The organism is Paenibacillus polymyxa (genome assembly GCF_001719045.1).
In the GTDB taxonomy this organism is placed as follows: domain Bacteria; phylum Bacillota; class Bacilli; order Paenibacillales; family Paenibacillaceae; genus Paenibacillus; species Paenibacillus polymyxa_B.
On record NZ_CP015423.1, the window covers coordinates 2474417 to 2493951 of the forward strand.

A 19535-nucleotide genomic window follows, 5' to 3' on the forward strand; every position below is an offset into this window, starting at 1 on the left:
TTTCTTCGTAAACAAAGAATAAGTTGATCCCGCTGCGCGTTATAACAGGTTCTCCCCTCAGATAGATCCGAAGCGAAAAGCCGAATATCCAATTTTATTAGGATTCTTTCAGTATGATGTTCGTAATTGCCCACTGCGTTGCTGAATCATAATCACGCAGTAAAGCTTCTATATCGAGCTCCATATCCTCAATCAGCTTCTCGCGAAGTCTCTTCTTGTACAGCATGGACATTCGGAAATCCACTTCCAGCTTCAAGCCGGGGGCTTCCACTTCCAATGCCGCCGAGCGTGGAGAACGCCGGTGCTTCGCCACAAAGGTAACAATGTTGTTCTCAACGGTGGCCCGCAGCAGCGTGGTCCCGAAGCCGAACAGTTCCTTTGAAACTTCATTGTAAATCTGGCACATCCGCTTCTTGCTTTCGTTACTGTCGAGCAGCGTCATGAACCCACCCTCATCAGCATATTACGTACAATCAATCTTTCAACACGATAGATTATACATAAATATACGATAAATAGCAAACAAAAATCCCTAATCTAATAACATATGATGCGAAAAAGCGAACAATATGTCGAACTTTGTAGCTTTTCAACATTTTTACACTTTTTCGTCTAACCCTTAAGTTTTCAAACACTGCTATATTCCCCGCAGGAAAATTAAAGTAGACTACAAAGTCGTTATCGTCACCTCTCTGGGAGAATATTTTTTTCTACTACTATATATGTAGTTTTTATTTAAACGCATTTAACCGTACCCCGCGGGAGCCCCCTAGCGATTGTACGGTTTTTTTATGTTATGTAGCTGACTGGCCAGATGGGAACCCCTTCAAGAAAAAGCCGATTGAATCCACGAGGACACTACAAGAGTAGCTGGCCACAGCAGCATAAAGTTAGCTATGATATACGCCTTCTTAAAAGCATAACGATGATAAAAATACCAACAGCTCCATGAAATAAATACTCCTATCGGGTAGCTCATTATGACATAGGCAAAAATATAACTGATGAGATAATCTCCAGCTGTTGGTGCATCGAAAGAAAATACGACCACCATCAGCATGGCCGGATAGGCAAATAGCGTTAAGCCATAAACGATATTCAATATAAGTAAAATGACAAATGCATTTTGATCTTTCATGATGTTCTCCTAACTATTGCAGTCCGCCTGTATCACCATTGTGCAGCCCGTTTGCGTCTCTCCTCACGCCGATCAGCTTCTTCCATTTTCCGAATATAACATTTCAACTGCTCTTTATGATCGTCCAATTCCTGTATTCGTACAGTTGTACCTTGGAGAAACGTCTCCATTTTACGTGTTAATTCAGCAGCCGATTCGCCCCTCCAGTCTTGCAGACGACCATATATATTTCTCATCTGCTGCTCCTGATGCTGAAGTCTTTGCTTTAGCTGCTCGCACTGCTGTACAGCCCTACGCAGATCCCCCAGGCTCAAAGATATTCTACTCATCTCTTTTGCCTCCCGTTGTGTTCTTCCAGCTGCTCTTTTTATTGATCCACCATCGTAAATTCCTGGCCCTTGCGATCGATATACTCTGCTATCTCTGTAATCGATTCCTGATACCAACGATTGATCCGATCCAGTGTTGCCGTTGCACTATGCGCAATTGGGGTCAAAGACTGACTTTCACTTGTCCCGATATGAGCCTGAAATAACTGGATGGATGCTCGGGTATCGCTAGAAAATCCATGCAGGCTGGAACGCATCTGGTTAGCCGCATGCTTTAGCTCCTCAGGTGTTAATTGAATTGTGCCCCCATTTTTGTTGCCTACAAAATATGCACCGCCATTGGAGCGACCATTCTGTTGTCCTACTCCAAGGATATTCACTCCCAGTGCATTAGCAGCAAACTGCCCGAAGGCCCCCATTTGTCCACCGTAACGTTCAACCAGATCGCCCATGACTTCCTTGAGCTCTGCTCGCGCGGCCAGCATCTGCTCGTATGCCTGCACCCGTGGATTGCCTTCCACCAATTGACCGTCCATGGTGTACAGTGGATTGCTGATATTGCCGTTTTCATCAAATGTGAAATGATCCATGCTATGCGTCGCTTCTCCAAATACCGAATTATAGAACTTTGTAATCGGATCTTGCTGCATCATAGGCAACGTAATCGGGACATACACAATGGGAGACCATTTGGGCCCAAAAAAAAAGTTAGCCCACTTATTTTCTCTTTCGACTGGTAATGAAACAGGAATAGTGATTTTGGCTTTATTAGCCGTCTTATAATCATTGTCTATAAAGTAGGTTGTGCCCACATGTGGCTGTGCATCATTAGCTCCCGAACCGATAGTATCTTTCGGATTGACATAAGCGACATTCGTCTTTCGAAAATCGCCATTTTCCATCTTCTTTTGAAGATCATCCGGTAATAGATGTACAATGCTTGGTGGATTATAAGCGACTGATGTCAGTCCGTTCCGCACCGCCACATATTCTGCCTCCGCTCCTCCCAGAGAATGGCCTGTGGTCGTTATTTCAGCAGAGGGATACTCTTTTTTTACAACATCATATAGATTCTCAGCTTGTGTAAATTGATTATTCTGGTACTTCTCCTCATATTGAAGAAATGCGCTTTGCACTTGTGGTGGGAGTTTAGCCACCTCTGTCTTATTATTTTCATAATATTGATGGACTTCTTCCAACGTTTTCGCGCGTCCTCCGACGACATCGCTGAAATCCGTTCCCCAGTCCATCGCCACGCTCCACTTGGGTCGATTCGGAGGTTCTGTCCCCCTATAACCGATGATCACCTGATTGGTCTTCTCGTTAAGGAATACAGTCGCATCGAATCCAGAACCGTTCGTATCATGCAGCATAGCTCCTTCAGGTTCAACAATCTTCCAGTCAGGAAGAATTCTGCTTTTAGAATCTTTAGCAGTCAACTCCCGGTCATAAACTTTATCCGCAATGGTCCAGTATGTTTTATCGTTAGTGTAGGTCAAGTTATTCCCACCTTGTCTATTGTGTAAATATATTATAGAGTTATGAAAAAAGGTGATTACCAGAAAAGGAGAATTGTAACTTGAACAGAAAAATCCCACTGATTCTGGCACTTATTTTAATTATTATGTATTTAGGAGGTTGTTCCAGCTTGTCCGACAAAGAGAAAAAAGAATTAGTAGACGTCGCCACTCCCATCGGTGTGGAGTTTATTAAAGAACACTATAATGCCGATTTCATATTAAAGGATTATGCTGTGGATGATCCTGCTGTCCACTCCAGGCTCTATCTATATGGGTACATTAAAGGCCACGAAGACAACAAAATTACCATCTACTATAATTATAAAACCAAAGAAGTGATTGACGTCTCCGGGCCAGATTGGTTTATCGACAGTGAAGTCCCCAAATACAAGACCCCTTCTTCCTGAGAAGGGATACTCATCGAGCATTTCACTTTCAACATATTTGTTATCTATGTTAAAGTCTAATTTTTCCCAAATTAAGAAGTAGTATAATTATAGTGCATCCTTTTTGCGAGCGATATAGCCGAGAGGAAAAATAAGTATAAAGTCATTGGATACAGTATATCTGGTCACAGTACATAGTTTATGTAGAATAGGTCTTTGTAACTGTATGTTAGGGGAAAATTGCATAGATGAACACCATTTTTAATTTGTACTATTATAAAGAGTATGCAATGACAAATGTAGTTAATAAAATTCACCTTTACGGCTACATAACAGTGCTAAAAGGGTATAGATCATCAAACTCAAATAAGGCTCCTTAGGAGCCTTATTTACTTGTTGCTAAACATATTTAACGCTCTTCACTTTGGGCGCTATGCTTAGTTACATGAATAAAAGGATATTCACCTTTGCTTATTTTACGTTTCCACTCTTGTATCATGTCTTCTTGGGTAGGCGGTTTCTCATTCACGATTGCTCCTGTAGTTACTTTAGCCATGGTTTACCCTCTCTTGGTGGTTTTAGTTATTGCGTCTTTATCTTTTCTCCAGTCATTTTGATGTTACCATCCATTTCTACCAAACTCGTTTTACATTTTAAACCGATAGCATCCTTCGCGGTGACCTGTATTGTGTTACCCGCATTGAACACCAGGTTCCCGTCGGCTTTTACACGAATATCCTTTTTGCTTCGCAGTTCAATTCCATGGTCATCCAGTAATCGAATCACCACTTCATCGTCGTTCCCCGTAATTAAAATTTCATTTTTCTCAAATATAATGGCTTTGCGGTACTTGGTCATAAAGATCTTCGTCGACGGGTCCTTAATAAAGTCACCGCCTTTGGATCTCTTGCGGATCGAGTGAGTTACAATAGCGTCTTTTTCTGTAGAGGTCGGAAAGTAGATATCTACAAAGTCAAACAGCTCTGGCATGCAGTACCATCCGGTATTCCCTTCCGATGTATAAAATGTAGCCGTTGGAAAAGCGTAGGTTTCCTTGACGTTAGGCTTGACCTTGTCCATTTCATAAAAGAAAACCTTCACATGATCCTTTTCAATTCCAATAACCTTGGACTTCAGCGAGGTGCCACGAATGCTCTCATTTACAATCAAATCCTGTTTCATTCCATCCGATGTGGTCAGCACATATTCATGCCACAAAGCACTATGTCGTATAAACGCAACAGACTGCAGGACGTATAAGGCTTTCCCTTTGAACTTGACTTCTGCGCCAATATGCAGCAGAACATCTTTGGCCCCTGTCGTTTGTATTTTGTAATACAAAAGGTTGTCTTCCTTGCTGGCCCCTGGCTTGGTTTTTCTGGTCATCGAGTAGTTATACTGTTTGAGTTCACCTTGATTGACACCATCCGGTAATCCAAAATAAAACTGCGGTTTGTCTCCAATCGGATCAGGTGTCAGTCCCCAACCAATCCGAGACGCTATACGTTTTAGAAATGACCAGTCCGTTTCGTCGAATTGCATCGTAAATTCCTGTAGAAGCTGATCCTTCAACCGGCTCGTACAATTGGCTTTGGGATAGGATTTGAGCACGTGTTCAAGCAATGCTTGCAGCTTCATCTTTACATTTTGAAAAGATTGTCTATGAGGTATTTCATCCATCTGGCTTGTATAAGATAGAGCTTCGACAACCAAATGAGCTACATTGGACACCAACTTGATTCTGAACTGCGTGACTGGCCCTCGAAATAGCACAATCTGTTTATGATCGTCATTCATATAAGAAACAACTAACTTCGCCCCTGCTTCCATATGATCTGTATACTCTTCCATTTGAGCACCCGTTAACACACCTGTCAAAAAGACTTTCACATGCTCATTCATTTTCTGTACAACTTTAACTTTCGGATTTTTAAGAGATAAAACTGTTCCATTATACTTGATGATTGGATATCCCATGTTACCGCTCCTCTATGTCGGTTAGTTTACCTTTATCCGTTGTTTGCTTACGTATTGAATGACATCTTTAATGGTTTGATTATGTCCCTGATCGTTGAGAGCCTCATCTAATTCAGGGAGCGTGATAAAGGTTTTATTTTCCTTCTGAAAATATATGTCCGCTATAGGGAATTCATCAACTCTACCAGATCCATGAATCCCGTTGTCAACATCGGCAATGATGATAACATCCTTCAATCCATCCTTATTCACATCCTTGAAGGCCACTGCTTCTACTCCTCCGTAACGTGCAACCCACTCACGGTTCCCGTAGAAATCGGGGAATGGATACAGAATATGTCCTTGGTCATCCAATAGGAAGAAAAAGAATTTACGAAAACCTTCCGTATACCCATATGTCGATACAAACCGTACTTTCCCAAAGCCTTCGAAAGTAGTTTGAAAAGACTGCGACTCTTCAATTTCATATTGGTCAGTATTCAACTTTTCACCGCCAACTGTGGAAACAGACTGATCCTCAACAGAACTTAACTCACTCCATAGTTCCTCATTTTGCCTAATATTCTCTGGAATTTGTGCAAAACGAATTTCATACTCCGCATGGTCCCCTACCACATGTGCCATAGGTACACTCATCCCCAACGAATCATTTGTGAGATAACTAAACGATTCCATTTCTGCTTCCGCAGGCGAACCTTTGGTTACATCCGCATTTGTTAACAATTGAATCAAATCATCTTTTGTGAAATCACCAATTAACCCTTGTTGCTCCGGCTGAACAGCTGTAATCTTCCCGCTTTTTATAAGCTCAATAAAAGATTTCTCGACCTTTACCAGATCCCTCAATTTTATTCTTGAAGCCTGCTTCATATCCAGGTTCGTCGTATAAAACATATGACTAGGATAGGCTGCGTCCTTCACATAACGAATACCCGTATATTGAACGCTCAAGAATCGTTCACTCTGTCGTTTGATCTCATAATCAATTTCGACATGGACTCCAGAATTGGAATCCGCATAGTTTTGTAATCCTTCTAAAGCATCAGCCTTAAGAATTTTGTTTAAAGATTTCTGCTTTGCAATATCCTTGAGTTTTATAATTTGAGGGTATTTAATCACGATCCCATTTTTTGAATATTCCTCTTGAATGAGTTCATAGCTTTGCCGTCCACTATGAGTATTCAAGGCGTTGCTATATTCGGAATCAATACGGACTTCTCCACTTTTGGAGAACTCAATGATAAGGTTCTGTTCAGAATCATCACTGTTTATGAAGAAACCATCGCCGTGGTCTAAAACCTCGATACCTATGCTATCATGTTGTCGACTCTCTAAAATAATGGGCTCATTCATATCCTTGTTCAATTCCCACGCATCCGGGAGCTTCATCTTACCTACATTTATGCCTTTCTCCGTCCACTTTTGTCCAGACAACTCCCACAAATCAACAAATACGGGGTCTGGATGATATATGGAGACATATCCCCCTAACCACAGCTGTATTCCCTTGTCTGAATCCCGAACCACGAAGTCTGTAGTCAATTCTGGCCCGCCATCCTCAATCATCTGGGCATGTACAAGTCGTTTCGTACTCCACCACTGAATAAATGTGTATTTATCTCCGATCGTACCTGTCACCGTTTTAGGTGCTCTATAATTCATAACCCTAACGTTTAGCTGCCCGCTTTTTAACGGAAACGATTTTGTTAAGATAATGAGATTATTCTCGAACTTTTCTACTAATTCTTCATCCTTCATCTCTACACTTTCAGGCTCGTTTAACAACGAATTAAGTTCCTGTATGAACTCCTCAAGCTTATTTTGTCTGGTATCAGAATCCTTATTTTCATCGTTGACTATATGGAGTTTTTTCACTAACGTGTCCAGCTTTTTCGAATAGGTAATCGTTTTATCGTCATTTTGGAGAGAAAGTGCATGAGTTGTTTCAGTTGCTGGAGAATCCTGTCCCTTCATGCACCCATTCAGCACTACACAGGAAATGAGTAATAACAGGACGCAAGAAGCTCGCCCGTACTTCAAGTAATTCATGCTGGATATCACACTTTCTACAATTTATCATTCATCTCTATACTCATAATCTTCCACTTGCCTGATTGCTTTTCTAATGTAAATAGAAGTCCTTGGTTTGATTCCTCTTCTTCTGAGCTACTCTTTACCAAAAACACCCGCTGATTAGCCTCATAAGCAATCTCTTTTACATTCAAGTCTAATCCTGTATAGTCCATAGCGGAAAAATCTATGATATCTTCAAAATGATTTTTCGGACTTGCTGACAACGCAGTGAATTCCGCCATTTCAGGCAAGTGTATCAAGAAGCGATTCATAAGATAATAATCTTCCAAATAATTTTGGATAATATCTTTAGGAACCGTGGGATATACAAATTTTTTATTCTTATTTTCATATAGGACTTTTGTTTTTTCGGGTCCAGTGCTGTCGAATTTATGATATGTTATTATCGTATGTTGTTGAGTATCCTGAAAACGGTAGTAACTCACATCCTCAAAAACACCATCTTTATTAATGTCCTCTAGCTTCCTGCTTCCTTGCCCTGTTGCTTCTGGATAATTGTAATTCAGATTGTTAATTCGGTTATGGTCTAAAGTAAATATAGAGAATCCTTCGGCCTCATCCACTTCGCTAGTGGAATATACTACGATAAATTTTTGGTCTGTTTGATCCAGCTTCATGATTTTCACATCAGTATTTAGATGCACAACTATAACCGGGTCCTCTAGTTTATCAATGATGTGATAACCCTCATCCTCCCGGACTACAAATATGTTGTAAATCTCCTCTTTTTCTAATCCAAAAGCAAGCACATATTCCGGCTTTCCATCATGGTCCAAATCTTCTTTTATTATTTTTTGAAGCTGCTCATTTTGGGGTTGGATTTTCTTTATAAACTGATCTAATGTGTTAGAATCTGTGGTGTAATTTCCATTTCTTTTATTTACCGGATTCACAATATTGCTATTTCGATCTTGTTCTTGAGCAGCAGACTCTGGTTCAGTCACAACTTTTTGCTCTATCACTTGAGTGCTAGGTTTGATGGGCTCAACTGCCTGTTTCTTCTCATTCGTAGGCTTTTCAGAACATCCATTCAATAGCAGACTAAATAACAATATTAAAAATAGTATTTTATTTTGTTTTATAAAGTTGATTTCAAAAAACTCCCTTTTTGTATTAATCACTGTACGTTTATTCGTTGTTTGTTTACGTATTGAATGACATTTTGAAGTGTTCGGTTATGTCCAGTTTGATTGATACTTTTATCCAATTCAGGCTGGGTAGTGTATGTGTTATCTTTTTTCTGAAAGTAAATCCCCGCGACAGGTAGAGTCTCTATTCCGTGTGCATTAACTCCGGTGATATAATCAGCAATAATAACAATATCTGTACGTCCATCCTGATTCAAATCCTTAAAACTTACTGCCTTGATCCTATCAATCATTTTACCGTTGTTACCATAAAATTCGGGGAATTCGTACAGGATCTTGTTTTCCACATGCTTCTCGTCGTTGGCTTCCAAAAAAAACTTTGCTTGAATCAGATCATCCGTATCCTCATCTTTTAAAGTGGATATAAACTTTACTTCTCCCCATCCATTAAGAGTGGTGGTAAATGATTGTTCTCTTTGAATAGTATAAGGTTCCAGATCAGGGTCGGGCTGAGCACCTTCTTCTACATAGTCAGCACTACGTTGCTGCTTTACGGATTTCTCCATATTATATTCTATGAAGATATTATTTACTTTTTCTGTTTCAGTATCCCACTGAATCCTCAAATGTAAGCCATTCTTGGAATAAAGCAGACTCCCATTTGTTACAATACTCGGTTTGCCGTAGAGCTGTAGCACTTTGCCAAGGGTATCACCGATCTTCAAGCCTCTTTTTGTTTTAAACTTAGGATTCTCCAAACTCACGGCTACTAAATAGCTTTCACCATCCACCAGTTCCTCCCCTTCAAGTTCAATCTTAGATAAAACTACAAATCTTATTTCTGGCTCCTCATAGTTAGGATAGGACAGACTCCATCTTCTATATGTTCCATTCCCACTATTATATCCTCTATTGTTAGCTTCAAATCCTTCACTGTAACCCCACTTATGGATAAGTTCTTTAATATCCGTATTCTTATCAATCTTATGTGATCGATATGAGACTTCAAAGTCGTCGTCCTGAAGGGACTCCGGATCGGCAGATGCAATATTCTGGGCTTTTTCGACTCTTTCACCTCGATAGTTCCCTGTGCTCTGGTCTTTGACGCTAACTGTTTTCTCACTTTTATAATTATTGATATCTGTGGAACCGCACGCAGTTACTCCAAAAATCATTATAAGCATTATAATGAAATAACCGTAACTTGGTTTGTACACTTCTTTTCCTCATTTCGAATTGTGATTTATCTTTCACCGACGATACTCCACTCACTCGTATCATTTTTTCTGCTATCGTTACCATTTTGGGTAGGTTTAAATTTAAAATTAGGAAGCTTAATACCTTCGGATGCAGCAATTTTCTGAGTTACACTTTTATCAAGACTCAACAGGTATTGTTCATAGTTAGAAGCTTCATTCCCACTAAAGGTATTGTATATTTTCCGCACATTCTCACCCCAACGGTTATCGCTAGCGTATATACCACATTCAACTCGCTTAGATTTCATTCTAAGAATCGGCGTGAACCAATTACAGTATTGAAAAACGTCTCCTTTGCCTGTAATACCACTCAATTTATTGTTTTTTACTACTGCTTGCCTAAATCCCTGACCATAATATATATAGCCTAATATTTTTCCAAATATTAAGCTATTGGCTTTCATCAAATCTTTAGCATAATTAGTTTCAGCACCATGCTCACCATCGGCCGCCCTATTTGTACTACTAGTGTTAAAACTGCCAGTTCCTTCTTGAATAATAATTGCTAACAAAAAACGGGGATCAATCTGAATATCATATGTTTCTTGTATCTTCTTTGTAGCTTCCCACAAACCATGCAACTTTTCCTGATTCCATTTCATTTTGGTGAAATTTAATGAGCGCCTTTTGAATGTTTTTTCAGCTTCAGAACTACCGTTATACTGGAATTCAGCAGGTATCCATTTTCCAGCCGGAGTCTTTACGTTCGTTTTTGTAGCTTCATCTTTCGATTCGGTGGTAACGGGTACTTCTGGTGGTGCTTTAGTACTCGTATCAATCAGACCTAGCTTCTCGCGTATAGCTCGTCCCGCCTTCTCGGCAGCCAGCTTTTCCCTGATATCTCCACTTGCCTCCGCAGTCATCCAACGAACGATTTCTTTTTGCATTTGCTCTTGAGCCCATTTGGGGAACGTATCCATTTCGCGGAGCTTGCTTCGAAGGCCTTCTGCCAGCTTTTGCGCTTTACGCATACCAACCTCGTCACCATTGGCTTGAGCAATATACCAATCTTCTTTGTATTTACGCAGCCAGGTGTGGGTCCAGTCGGGGTAATTTAGTTTTTGTTTTTTCTGTTCTGCTGCAAGATCAAAAGCCTTTGCTTTCCTGTGTGCATTAGCAATTGTTAAAGCTTTCAACATAGGTGTTGCACCAAACGTTGGTTCTTTCCACTTCATAGCCTATCTCCTTTTTTAAGAATGCTAGAAAAGTCTTAGATCAGATATACATGTATCCTGATATTTCGTTCCACGTTCAACCGATAAAATAGTAAGTTTAATAAATGAGGTATATATGGGCTTTTTAAAATTTTTGCGTGCGTTAAATTCATTCAATACCAGAGAGGAGCCGTCTGAGAATTGCAACTTTAGTTTCTGAACTCGATTGTTTTCCCGATAACTTTTTTCAGACTTAGCATATCCATTAATAGCTTGGATGCCATTTACCTTGTGTAAAGAGCCAAGATCTAATACTATTGTTTCTCCTTCCCCGTTGCCCTTCACTCCTTCACACCATGCAGTAGCTTTATTCCCATCCACCAGATTTTTGGCATCATAAGACTGGCTACCTTCACTTGATAGAGTGGATGAAGCCTTGATTTGATGCACTTTTATTTCACTTTCATATTCAGAAAAGTCATTAGCGGTATAAAACCACTGCACAGGTGTTGCCATACTGCCATCAATTGTAGTGATGGGTGCAGCTTTACTTCCGAAGCCTGTATTTATATTCAGTTTATAATTGGACGGTGAGTCTAACTTTTCAAACCATAACTTTGACCCATCACGAGACATTAAAGGTCGCTCCATCCCTTTGCCTAAAAGGCGCTCCTCTCCATTACTTACATTTAACAGGTACGTTTTAGTTACTGACATAGAATCAAGGGAATAGATTATTTTATCTTTCTGAACCCATTGGTTAACTATCGCCATACCAGAATCTATATGGATTTTCTTAAGGATTCTATAATCTGCTACATCAAATACAACAATGTTCTGCTGGCTGTCAGTAAAACAAAACTGGGCACTGTCTGGTGAAAATTGTCCTTGATGAATATCGTCTACATCTATAGAACTTCCATCTAATTGAATAGCTGTTGATTGATTAGTTAACGTGTCATATATATACGCTTTATCTTTATCCTCATATAAATATTTGGTTAAATCAGGCGAAATTACTGGATGGTTGTAAGGCAACTTAAATTCATTTATTTTGTTACCCGAATCTAAATCATAGATCTGTATTAATAGTCTCGCTTCTTCAAATAAATCTAATACGAATGCGATTTGACTCCCATCTTCTTGGATTCTCCCTACATTCACATAGGAATCTCGATATTTTTCCTTATCCTCCTTCGACTGTAGGAGACTAATCAGTTTCTCGGCACTTAAGAACCGTTCAACTTTTGAGCCTTCCAGCTGAACTAAAAATTCTGCTGGATCTTCTTTGCCTTCTTCTACGGTTAAAGCCCATTCTTTTTTACTATTCTTTTTAACAAGCTCCGTTTTATCATTTTTATTAGACGATTCCAACACTTCTGAAGCCACATCTACCGTTTTCGAAGAAAAGGAAGTGGGGTCTTTTGGAGAAGCATTACATGCTGACAACATAATTAAAAAAAGAATGACTAATATGTTTCTGATTATCTTCACTTTGATCTATCCTTCCGATCAAGAATAGCTAGTCCTTTTACAGGATTAGGTTTTTCATTCAATGAATTCTTCACTACGCCTAACGAACTCAGAAATCTTACATACTCGTCTTTATGGACCGTTATACAAGCCGTCGAAGTCGGCCTACCTTTAGTATCCGTATTATAGCCTTTGTGTATATTTACGCCTTCTGCTGTGGTATCCTTTTTTTGGCTTCCCTTGGTTGCTGGAACTGCTGCACCATCCCGCATACGCAAAGCAGGATAAGACCCCCGATGCAACCCCCCTACAAACTCATACACTCCATCTTTAACCGTTTTATCCTTGCTCTCATAATCAGGAAGTGTGCTGGCGTTTTTACTTGTATACTTAATCTCGCCGTCTATCACCACAATTGCCATAGCTCCATATCGACCTTCCGGGTGGTCTTCTTGCTTATGACTGTATGAGCCGTCTCCTTCAAAGAAAAACACGAGTGGTGCTTTACGGTTCGAGGACAGTTTCTTTTGAATGATACTATTATTCGTGTAATCGTTTACTCTGTACAGTGCTTGGGCCTGATTGCCTTTTATGCCCTTACTACTTATATAGCTTTCAATCTTTTTCACCGCCACTAATCCATCTTTATAATCCTTAGGATCTAATGGCTTCGTTTCCTCCTTCGACGGCTTTTCAGGAGTAGTCGGCGTCTTCTTGCCCGGTTCCGTTTTCGTTGTTGGAGCTGCTGGCGTTGCAGCCTTGCTAACCTTAGGCCATGGAAGGATACCATTGGCTACTTGATGCAGGTACACTGCGAGCACATCACGGCCATAGCCCTTATTCTCCAGGCCGTATTTTTTCGCAAAATCTTGCAATGCAGCGTTAAGCTCCTTATCCCATTCGCCTGTAGTTGGTAGCTTGTACGAGAAGCTGTCTGGATACTTCTTGGCAAGCTTGTTCAAATTCTCCCTGGCAAGCTGGCTGTTCACGCCATACTTACTTCGCAGAGCAGCCGCTTCCTTGGCTAAAGCCTTTTGATCAGCAACGGTCAGCTTATGGGCTGCATCTGAATATTGCCCGGACAGCTCCTCCAGCCGATTCGCATCCAGATAGGATTTGGCTGAATGCCCACGAATCAGCTCGTTGATTAGCACATTGTCACGCAGTTGGTTGGCGAGAAGATGCATCTGCTTTTGCTTGGCCTTGTCGTTTGCGCTGTGCGCTTCCCACCACTGGGACGTGTATTCGTGCATTTGCGCTCTGGCCCAGGCAGGCATACGATCTATTTCTGCCACCTGCTGACGCAATTGCTTGGCCGTGGCTGCTGCTTCCTTGGCCCCTTTTTTGTCCCCGGCTGCCACGGCTTTGTAGTAGTCCGTTTTATATTGAAGCAGCAAGTCCTGCACCCATTGCGGATATCCCTTCCCTTTCAATTCTTGAACTAGGGACTTATAGGCTTTCAGTTCGGCATCAGGCACCTGATTTTTCATGAGCTTACTAGCCTTGATATGAAGCGTTCCATCGGTTCGGATATAGCTGCTTTTGCACGTCAGAGATATTTCGCGAGTAGCGGTCATTTGTACCTTTTTGCCATGCAGCACCAAGTCTGTATCGGCGTGAAATGTAAGATCGTGATGACTATAGACGTGAATACCGGAAGCTGGATTCAAGCGCACAAGTATCTTTTCTTTTTGGGTGGAAAGTGCCACTTCTTTGTCGTCGAATCTCGCCACTTTTTGAGTTTTGGTATGAAATAGCTTTCTTGACGGCTTGCTGATTTCATCTCCTTTGTAGTCTCTCTTACGCAGAGATTGGACTACACGAGCTTCCTTTTCTTTGTTAGATGGAAAATACAAATGGACATGATCCCCAAGCTCAGGCATGCAATGCCAACCGATCCCATCACCGGTATACATGGTGGGATAAGAGAACCAGCACCCTTCGACTTTGGACTGCATAGAATCCACGGACAAGTGAAGTTTAACGGATTCGTTTTCACTATTTAAATCAATAACTTTCCCTTCAATAGAGGTACCTTTAATAAACTGATTATGTATAACCTCCCTCGGAATGCCTTCTTCTGGAACGAGAACATAGTCATAGGTCATAATACCTTGCTTCATCTCTGCATGAATCCGATCAATAACCCAATGCTTTCGTTGAAACACGACGACATCTCCAAGTTCAAAACGCTTCGTATCCTCTACTTCAGCATATGTATACTGGGGACCTGACTTTGTTTTTTGGAGGGAAAAGTTAATGCTGCGCAGTTCACCTTTTACCTGTTCTTTTGAGGTACCTAACCATAATCTCGGGAATACGGATGTAATCTCGGCAATGAGTCCAGTTTGCAGATGAGAGGCCATTCTTTTTAGAAACTCCCAATCACTCTCCTCATACTGAATAGTAAAGCCGCCCAGCTTTTGATCGCTGTCCGCCAGGTCAATAAAATCCCCATGTGGATAGGCATCTATAAGTTCGCGGAACAGTTGATAATACGTCAAGTTGCTGTTTTGAAACGAACGGTTTTTCCGTTGTTGATCCAATAAATATGTAAAAGACGCAGCCTCAAGGTACATGTGATATACGCCATTTTTGAATGCAATTCTAATATTGGTGACCATTCCTTTAAAGATGCTAACTGTCCCTCGGTCTTCATCCGTCTCATATACCTCTAGCACATCTTCATCGTAAGCTAGTCCATCATACTTTGCATGATCCTCATCCGGTATGAGAGCAGTGATGTACACCTTGCCGTGCTCATTTATCTTCTGTGTCAATTCAAAATCAAGCAGCCTGATAATTTCATACGGTGCATTCACTCTAATATTTCCATAAGTCAGCATAGTTCCTGCCAGTCCCATCTTACTCCCCCCGTTTGCTTTTCATATGATGCAAATCCTACATTCTATTAACTATTCCTGCCCATCTGTCGTGAATGAAATTTTGCCGCACCACATGCATAAATTCGTGGAGCAGCTCATAAGAGCCGGAGATTGATCTACGTATACATCCTTTTTTCCATTCAACCAAGGCATAGAAACGCTCGGTTTGCAGGGCTGCGGAATGATTTTTCCGGAATTGCCTTTGTTAGCAGAAGAAACTGCAGGATTATGCATACTACGGCACTTTCCGAAAGAAGGGATATGCGTCTGCGGGTGAAAATCCTGAATATTCCCTTGCAGTTTGTCGCCAATACTAATCCCCCTGTTAGCTGAAACACTAAATCTTCCCGTATGACTTCCATAGCTACAATGTATCTGTGCCCCATCCACTACATAGCTCTCACTCATTCTTGGACTCTCCTTTGTATAGATGACCCCTCTGTATCGACCTTTTGTAATTTCAAGCCTGCCAGATTGAACTTCAAAATACATTCAGCCACATCAAGGTCAACAATGATATGATGATTGGCATCCTGAATCCTGAATATTTTATGATTCTCCACCGCATATTCATCTAGAATGATTTTCTTCAGTGTACCGTCCCTATGATATTCACTACGCGGTGATAAGCACATCAGGCTAGGCGGATTAGCCAGCCAATACCTTGTTTGCTGCATTCGCTGCATATCGGCAAAAACAATCAGCTTCCAGCTTAATCCGGCATGATATATATCAAATATTTCCTTTAGTTGTTCCGAAACGATGGATACCGGATGCTCTATAAAATCAAGATAGTCCGCATCGCCTGATACATAAAATTGTAAAACGGAATCCTCTTCGCTGGCTGCCCATTCCAATAACTGCCTGCGATCCATCTCTACTGGATACATATACTCCGTAATACGATTATCCTGTTGAATCATGTAGTACTCCATAAGCTGTTGAATACACCACCTCACTGATTCCTTTATACTCTCCTATTCTTACTTCCAAATCGTCCTCACATTTCAAGGCCTTGAATTCAGGTAAATGTACAGCCTGCTGAATAGCATCTTTCGCTAATTTCAGAACATATTGATGGAATTCCCCTGTAGCCTGGAGTACAAATCGCTCCACATCAGGCTGAAAAATCTTATTCATATAGGGTTTTCGAAGCTGATTCAATTCATCCTCCAATTCTCCCAAAAAGCTGAATGCCCAGCCTGCATCATAGATTCCATAACAAGGTTGAGGATCAAAGAACCAATTTTTATCATAGGCTTCGACGACATAGTTATAGTTACGGTCCATCAGATACGTGCGCCTCATAGAATAAGTAATGTATCCGATCCTCGTCTTGGCCACTTCTGCGGAATTGGCTTGCAGGCAGATCGATTGAAAGGATTGAATAAAAGAAGAGATGAGCTCTTCTTTTATTTGTTCATACAAAGACGCTGCTTGATGTAATTTCTGGTTCAATGCATCTTCTGCATAGGTCTTAAGGAAGTGTTGTAGGGCTTCCTGTCTATTCATAATTCCACCTCTGAACCTATTATATAGAATATTTACATGATATTACTGGTTCTATCCTCCTATTTTATTACACAATTTTCATATCATGAGATTACATATGAATTTATGAAAACAGAATGAAAATAATCATATTTTTTCGTGAATGTGTAATAATATATGCAAAAATTCTCCAAGAAAGGCCAGCATTAGACCTACGGAATGAAGGTTTGTGCAAGCGAATAGGTAAATCGAAGTAGAAGACTCAGGTTTATAACGAAATAATCATGTATAATGTACAATACGCTCCAGCAAAACTTTCAGAGGACTAGGAATGGGATACACAAACTATTAGAGTTTTGTTAACCACCACTTTGCATCAAGATTGGAGACATATGACTACTTCACCTACAGGTTTTTATAATAGTATTCAAGAGGCTACAGCGCATGTCATTGATGTGTTGAGTGATATTTTACATGTTAATACCATTTTTATTGCCGCTAATGATGGGGCTACAAATGTAATTGTAGATTCATTTAACCGGGAAGAGGTGCTGGTTCGTAATGGAGAGGAGCTTCCTTTTGAGCTTAGCTATTGCAGTCTGGTGCTGAACCATTCTGCGGATTACCTCACCATTTCGGAAACGTCTACTCATCCACAAACACGTGATTTAGATGCGACTAAAACCCTTGGAAACCACTCATTTACAGGAATCCCTATTCGCATGAAAAATGGTCAGGCTTACGGAACCATTTGTATCTTGGACGCGCCATCTGTACATTTGACAGAATCAGAACTGAAGGCACTACAGGCTATGGCCGTATTTCTGGGGTATGTAGTTGAGCTGGAGAAAGGCAAGATCGATGCTGAAATCTCTTCCATGAGCAAGCTGGATTTGATATCTTCCCTGAGTAATAAAATTCGGTTTTCGCTGACCGAAATATGGGGAGCCACCGATCTCATGCTGACGACGGAGTTAACCGAGGAACAACAGCAATATATGAGCATCATGGAGTCGAGCAGTCGCTCGCTCATGACGTTATTGAGTAATATTTTGGATTACAGCCATATGGAATCCAGGCAGATTGATGATATTGAAGATCCATTTGATCTGAGAACGATGATGGAAAATGTGTTGAGCCTGTATGCAGAAGTAGCCGCGCAGCGGAATCTAGAGTTGAAGCTCGACTGGAATCTCACCAGCTCGCCTATTTTTATCGGGGATGAAGCTAAAATTCGCCGTATGCTGATTAATTTGGTAGATAATGCAGTAAAGTTTACAAGCACAGGAGCTGTCATCTTATCTGCAACCGCCCAATCCGTGACCGATGCACCTGAGGTTGAACTGGAATTAAAGGTGAAGGATACTGGGATCGGTATATCTCCTAACAAAATGAAATTGTGGCTTGAGCATGACCATGGGAACTCTCCCTCATATGGCAATCCAGGATTGGGTTGGCAGATTACCAAACATCTATTAAAACGAATGAATGGTAAAATGACTGGGATCAGTGAACCTGGTAGCGGGACAGAAATAACGCTCCAGTTCACTCTGAAAACATATCAGGAGTCAGCATGAAATAGAAACTAGCTTGTGATAATTATAGGACACATCATGTAATAGAAGCCCGTGACGCATAACGTCACGGGCTTTATGTTATGAGTACGTGTCACTAGGCAATATTATCACCCTATGCCGCACGTTTGTGCATAGTCAGACTTAGTAACGTTTGGGAGCAGCCAGCTTGGCCAAATCCGCCATATACGTAAAAAAGGCTTCTGGATCTGTATCGTATACCAGGTTCACAGGGCGTCCCTCTGCCTGTTCCACCGTTCTGCCCTGACTCGGGCCTTCTGCGATAACGCTGCAATGCACCGTCTTTTTCTTGACAATGTCCGGGCGTCCTACGGATGCAGTGGTCAGTACATCCCACAAGTAGTAGGTTGAGTTCGTTTCGCTATAGACGAGCGGCGGACATCCTGCATAGCAATTACCCAAGAAATCCACGCCTTCATATCGGCGCTCGGCAGCCCAACGATTGCGTACTGCTGGAGTTAATGGCACTTTGCTTGTGCTTTCCAGCGCTACCAGATCAATCGTGATACCGCTTTGCCACACCCGATATGCTGCTTCTGGGTCCCAGAACACATTCCACTCTGCTGTGCCGTCATGCTCCGGCTCCTCCACATTCCCTTTTTCAAAGGTGCCGCCCATCCATACCAGCTTTTCAATCTTTGCTTCAATATCCGGTGCTTCATCCAGCGCTCGCGCCAGATCGGTTAGCGGTCCAGTGAATAGCAACAGCGTCTTACCTTCAGCTCCGCGTACCTTTTCGATCAGATGCTGATGAGCTGGCAGGGATGAAAGCGGTGCTTCCATGCGCCCCGATTCATTCAGTACCGGTAATGCATCTACATAGAAGGAATGTAAACGCCAAGCAGCAGGAAACGGATTTTTACCGCGTGAATTAGACTTTGCGACTTCCACAGGCCCTTTATTTTGTCCAAAACGATCAATAATTTTACGGCTGGCATCCGTTGCAGGCTCCAGGTAACCATCTGCTGGAATCACCGATACTCCGGTCAAATGAACCTGCTCCATCTGAAGCAACATAAACAGGGATACTAGATCATCCACTCCACCATCATGATTAAAATAAACGTTTGTCTGACTCATCTGTCTCTTCCTTCCTTTATCCCCGTAAAACAGGCTTCTTCTTATCGGCAACCACCCTTCATTATG

18 protein-coding genes are annotated in these 19535 nt (G+C 41.3%); 2 read left to right on the forward strand and 16 right to left on the reverse strand.

The genetic code is table 11. The annotated features are described in order from the left end of the window. Window positions 1-97: 97 nt before the first annotated feature. The 4 genes from AOU00_RS11060 to AOU00_RS11075 all read right to left on the reverse strand — a co-directional run bounded on the left by AOU00_RS11060 (window position 98) and on the right by AOU00_RS11075 (window position 2966). Complete coding sequence (locus AOU00_RS11060; RefSeq protein ID WP_013373571.1) at window positions 98-442, reverse strand: hypothetical protein; 345 nt, start codon at window positions 440-442, stop codon at window positions 98-100. Between the two features lie 384 nt (window positions 443-826). After that, window positions 827-1138, reverse strand: a complete 312-nt coding sequence (locus AOU00_RS11065; protein WP_013312461.1) for a hypothetical protein — start codon at window positions 1136-1138, stop codon at window positions 827-829. A 32-nt stretch (window positions 1139-1170) separates the two neighbouring features. Continuing rightward, window positions 1171-1467, reverse strand: a complete 297-nt coding sequence (locus AOU00_RS11070) for a hypothetical protein (RefSeq protein WP_069290626.1) — start codon at window positions 1465-1467, stop codon at window positions 1171-1173. 38 nt (window positions 1468-1505) lie between these two features. Next, window positions 1506-2966, reverse strand: a complete 1461-nt coding sequence (locus AOU00_RS11075) for a lipase family protein (RefSeq protein WP_069290627.1) — start codon at window positions 2964-2966, stop codon at window positions 1506-1508. Window positions 2967-3046: 80 nt separating this feature from the next. Here AOU00_RS11075 and AOU00_RS11080 point away from each other — a divergent pair, with 80 nt between their 5' ends. Continuing rightward, on the forward strand, window positions 3047-3394 hold the full coding sequence (locus tag AOU00_RS11080; protein WP_025721830.1) for a hypothetical protein: 348 nt from the start codon (window positions 3047-3049) through the stop codon (window positions 3392-3394). 388 nt (window positions 3395-3782) lie between these two features. Here AOU00_RS11080 and AOU00_RS26590 read toward each other — a convergent pair whose 3' ends face one another. The 11 genes from AOU00_RS26590 to AOU00_RS11130 are packed head-to-tail and all read right to left on the reverse strand — an operon-like array spanning window position 3783 to window position 16815. Next, window positions 3783-3929 carry a hypothetical protein gene (locus AOU00_RS26590; RefSeq protein WP_165177926.1) on the reverse strand — a complete coding sequence of 49 codons (147 nt, stop codon included), beginning with the start codon at window positions 3927-3929 and terminating at the stop codon, window positions 3783-3785. A gap of 26 nt (window positions 3930-3955) precedes the next feature. Next, window positions 3956-5350: a hypothetical protein gene (locus AOU00_RS11085; protein WP_069290628.1), complete on the reverse strand. Its 1395-nt coding sequence runs from the start codon at window positions 5348-5350 to the stop codon at window positions 3956-3958. A gap of 21 nt (window positions 5351-5371) precedes the next feature. Beyond that, window positions 5372-7399, reverse strand: coding sequence for a polysaccharide deacetylase family protein (locus tag AOU00_RS11090; protein WP_069290629.1), 2028 nt, complete (start codon window positions 7397-7399; stop codon window positions 5372-5374). Between the two features lie 17 nt (window positions 7400-7416). Continuing rightward, the gene (locus AOU00_RS11095) at window positions 7417-8565 is read right to left on the reverse strand and encodes a hypothetical protein (protein WP_241270825.1); all 1149 of its coding nucleotides are present in this window, start codon (window positions 8563-8565) and stop codon (window positions 7417-7419) included. Then, window positions 8562-9716: a hypothetical protein gene (locus AOU00_RS11100; protein ID WP_237166356.1), complete on the reverse strand. Its 1155-nt coding sequence runs from the start codon at window positions 9714-9716 to the stop codon at window positions 8562-8564. Before AOU00_RS11100 ends, AOU00_RS11095 begins: the two co-directional genes overlap by 4 nt. 59 nt (window positions 9717-9775) lie before the next feature. After that, a complete protein-coding gene (locus AOU00_RS11105; RefSeq protein ID WP_061830521.1) occupies window positions 9776-10966 on the reverse strand; it encodes a hypothetical protein in 1191 nt (396 codons plus the stop codon). A gap of 24 nt (window positions 10967-10990) precedes the next feature. After that, window positions 10991-12439 (reverse strand): discoidin domain-containing protein, encoded by a 1449-nt coding sequence (locus tag AOU00_RS11110; RefSeq protein WP_061830523.1) that lies wholly within the window; start codon window positions 12437-12439, stop codon window positions 10991-10993. Further along, complete coding sequence (locus AOU00_RS11115; protein ID WP_061830525.1) at window positions 12436-15282, reverse strand: phage baseplate assembly protein V; 2847 nt, start codon at window positions 15280-15282, stop codon at window positions 12436-12438. The genes AOU00_RS11110 and AOU00_RS11115 overlap by 4 nt, the downstream gene beginning before the upstream one ends. Window positions 15283-15333: 51 nt before the next feature. After that, window positions 15334-15711: a DUF4280 domain-containing protein gene (locus tag AOU00_RS11120; protein WP_061830527.1), complete on the reverse strand. Its 378-nt coding sequence runs from the start codon at window positions 15709-15711 to the stop codon at window positions 15334-15336. Next, the gene (locus tag AOU00_RS11125; protein ID WP_061830529.1) at window positions 15708-16226 is read right to left on the reverse strand and encodes a hypothetical protein; all 519 of its coding nucleotides are present in this window, start codon (window positions 16224-16226) and stop codon (window positions 15708-15710) included. The genes AOU00_RS11120 and AOU00_RS11125 overlap by 4 nt, the downstream gene beginning before the upstream one ends. Then, a complete protein-coding gene (locus tag AOU00_RS11130) occupies window positions 16210-16815 on the reverse strand; it encodes a hypothetical protein (protein ID WP_061830531.1) in 606 nt (201 codons plus the stop codon). The genes AOU00_RS11125 and AOU00_RS11130 overlap by 17 nt, the downstream gene beginning before the upstream one ends. 335 nt (window positions 16816-17150) lie before the next feature. Here AOU00_RS11130 and AOU00_RS11135 point away from each other — a divergent pair, with 335 nt between their 5' ends. Continuing rightward, window positions 17151-18371 carry a GAF domain-containing sensor histidine kinase gene (locus tag AOU00_RS11135; RefSeq protein ID WP_237166358.1) on the forward strand — a complete coding sequence of 407 codons (1221 nt, stop codon included), beginning with the start codon at window positions 17151-17153 and terminating at the stop codon, window positions 18369-18371. Window positions 18372-18512: 141 nt separating this feature from the next. Here the strand turns inward: AOU00_RS11135 and AOU00_RS11140 are convergent, their stop codons facing one another. Beyond that, window positions 18513-19469, reverse strand: a complete 957-nt coding sequence (locus AOU00_RS11140; RefSeq protein WP_061830535.1) for a nucleoside hydrolase — start codon at window positions 19467-19469, stop codon at window positions 18513-18515. Window positions 19470-19535: the final 66 nt, after the last annotated feature.

Bases quoted from the DNA above. Each gene is read 5' to 3' on its own strand.
- AOU00_RS26590 (WP_165177926.1), bottom strand. From the start codon at position 3,929: ATGGCTAAAGTAACTACAGGAGCAATCGTGAATGAGAAACCGCCTACC.
- AOU00_RS11100 (WP_237166356.1), bottom strand. From the start codon at position 9,716: ATGCTTATAATGATTTTTGGAGTAACTGCGTGCGGTTCCACAGATATC.
- AOU00_RS11120 (WP_061830527.1), bottom strand. From the start codon at position 15,711: ATGAGTGAGAGCTATGTAGTGGATGGGGCACAGATACATTGTAGCTAT.
- AOU00_RS11070 (WP_069290626.1), bottom strand. From the start codon at position 1,467: ATGAGTAGAATATCTTTGAGCCTGGGGGATCTGCGTAGGGCTGTACAG.
- AOU00_RS11060 (WP_013373571.1), bottom strand. From the start codon at position 442: ATGACGCTGCTCGACAGTAACGAAAGCAAGAAGCGGATGTGCCAGATT.
- AOU00_RS11140 (WP_061830535.1), bottom strand. From the start codon at position 19,469: ATGAGTCAGACAAACGTTTATTTTAATCATGATGGTGGAGTGGATGAT.
- AOU00_RS11085 (WP_069290628.1), bottom strand. From the start codon at position 5,350: ATGGGATATCCAATCATCAAGTATAATGGAACAGTTTTATCTCTTAAA.
- AOU00_RS11090 (WP_069290629.1), bottom strand. From the start codon at position 7,399: ATGAATTACTTGAAGTACGGGCGAGCTTCTTGCGTCCTGTTATTACTC.
- AOU00_RS11065 (WP_013312461.1), bottom strand. From the start codon at position 1,138: ATGAAAGATCAAAATGCATTTGTCATTTTACTTATATTGAATATCGTT.
- AOU00_RS11115 (WP_061830525.1), bottom strand. From the start codon at position 15,282: ATGGGACTGGCAGGAACTATGCTGACTTATGGAAATATTAGAGTGAAT.
- AOU00_RS11130 (WP_061830531.1), bottom strand. From the start codon at position 16,815: ATGAATAGACAGGAAGCCCTACAACACTTCCTTAAGACCTATGCAGAA.
- AOU00_RS11105 (WP_061830521.1), bottom strand. From the start codon at position 10,966: ATGAAGTGGAAAGAACCAACGTTTGGTGCAACACCTATGTTGAAAGCT.
- AOU00_RS11125 (WP_061830529.1), bottom strand. From the start codon at position 16,226: ATGATTCAACAGGATAATCGTATTACGGAGTATATGTATCCAGTAGAG.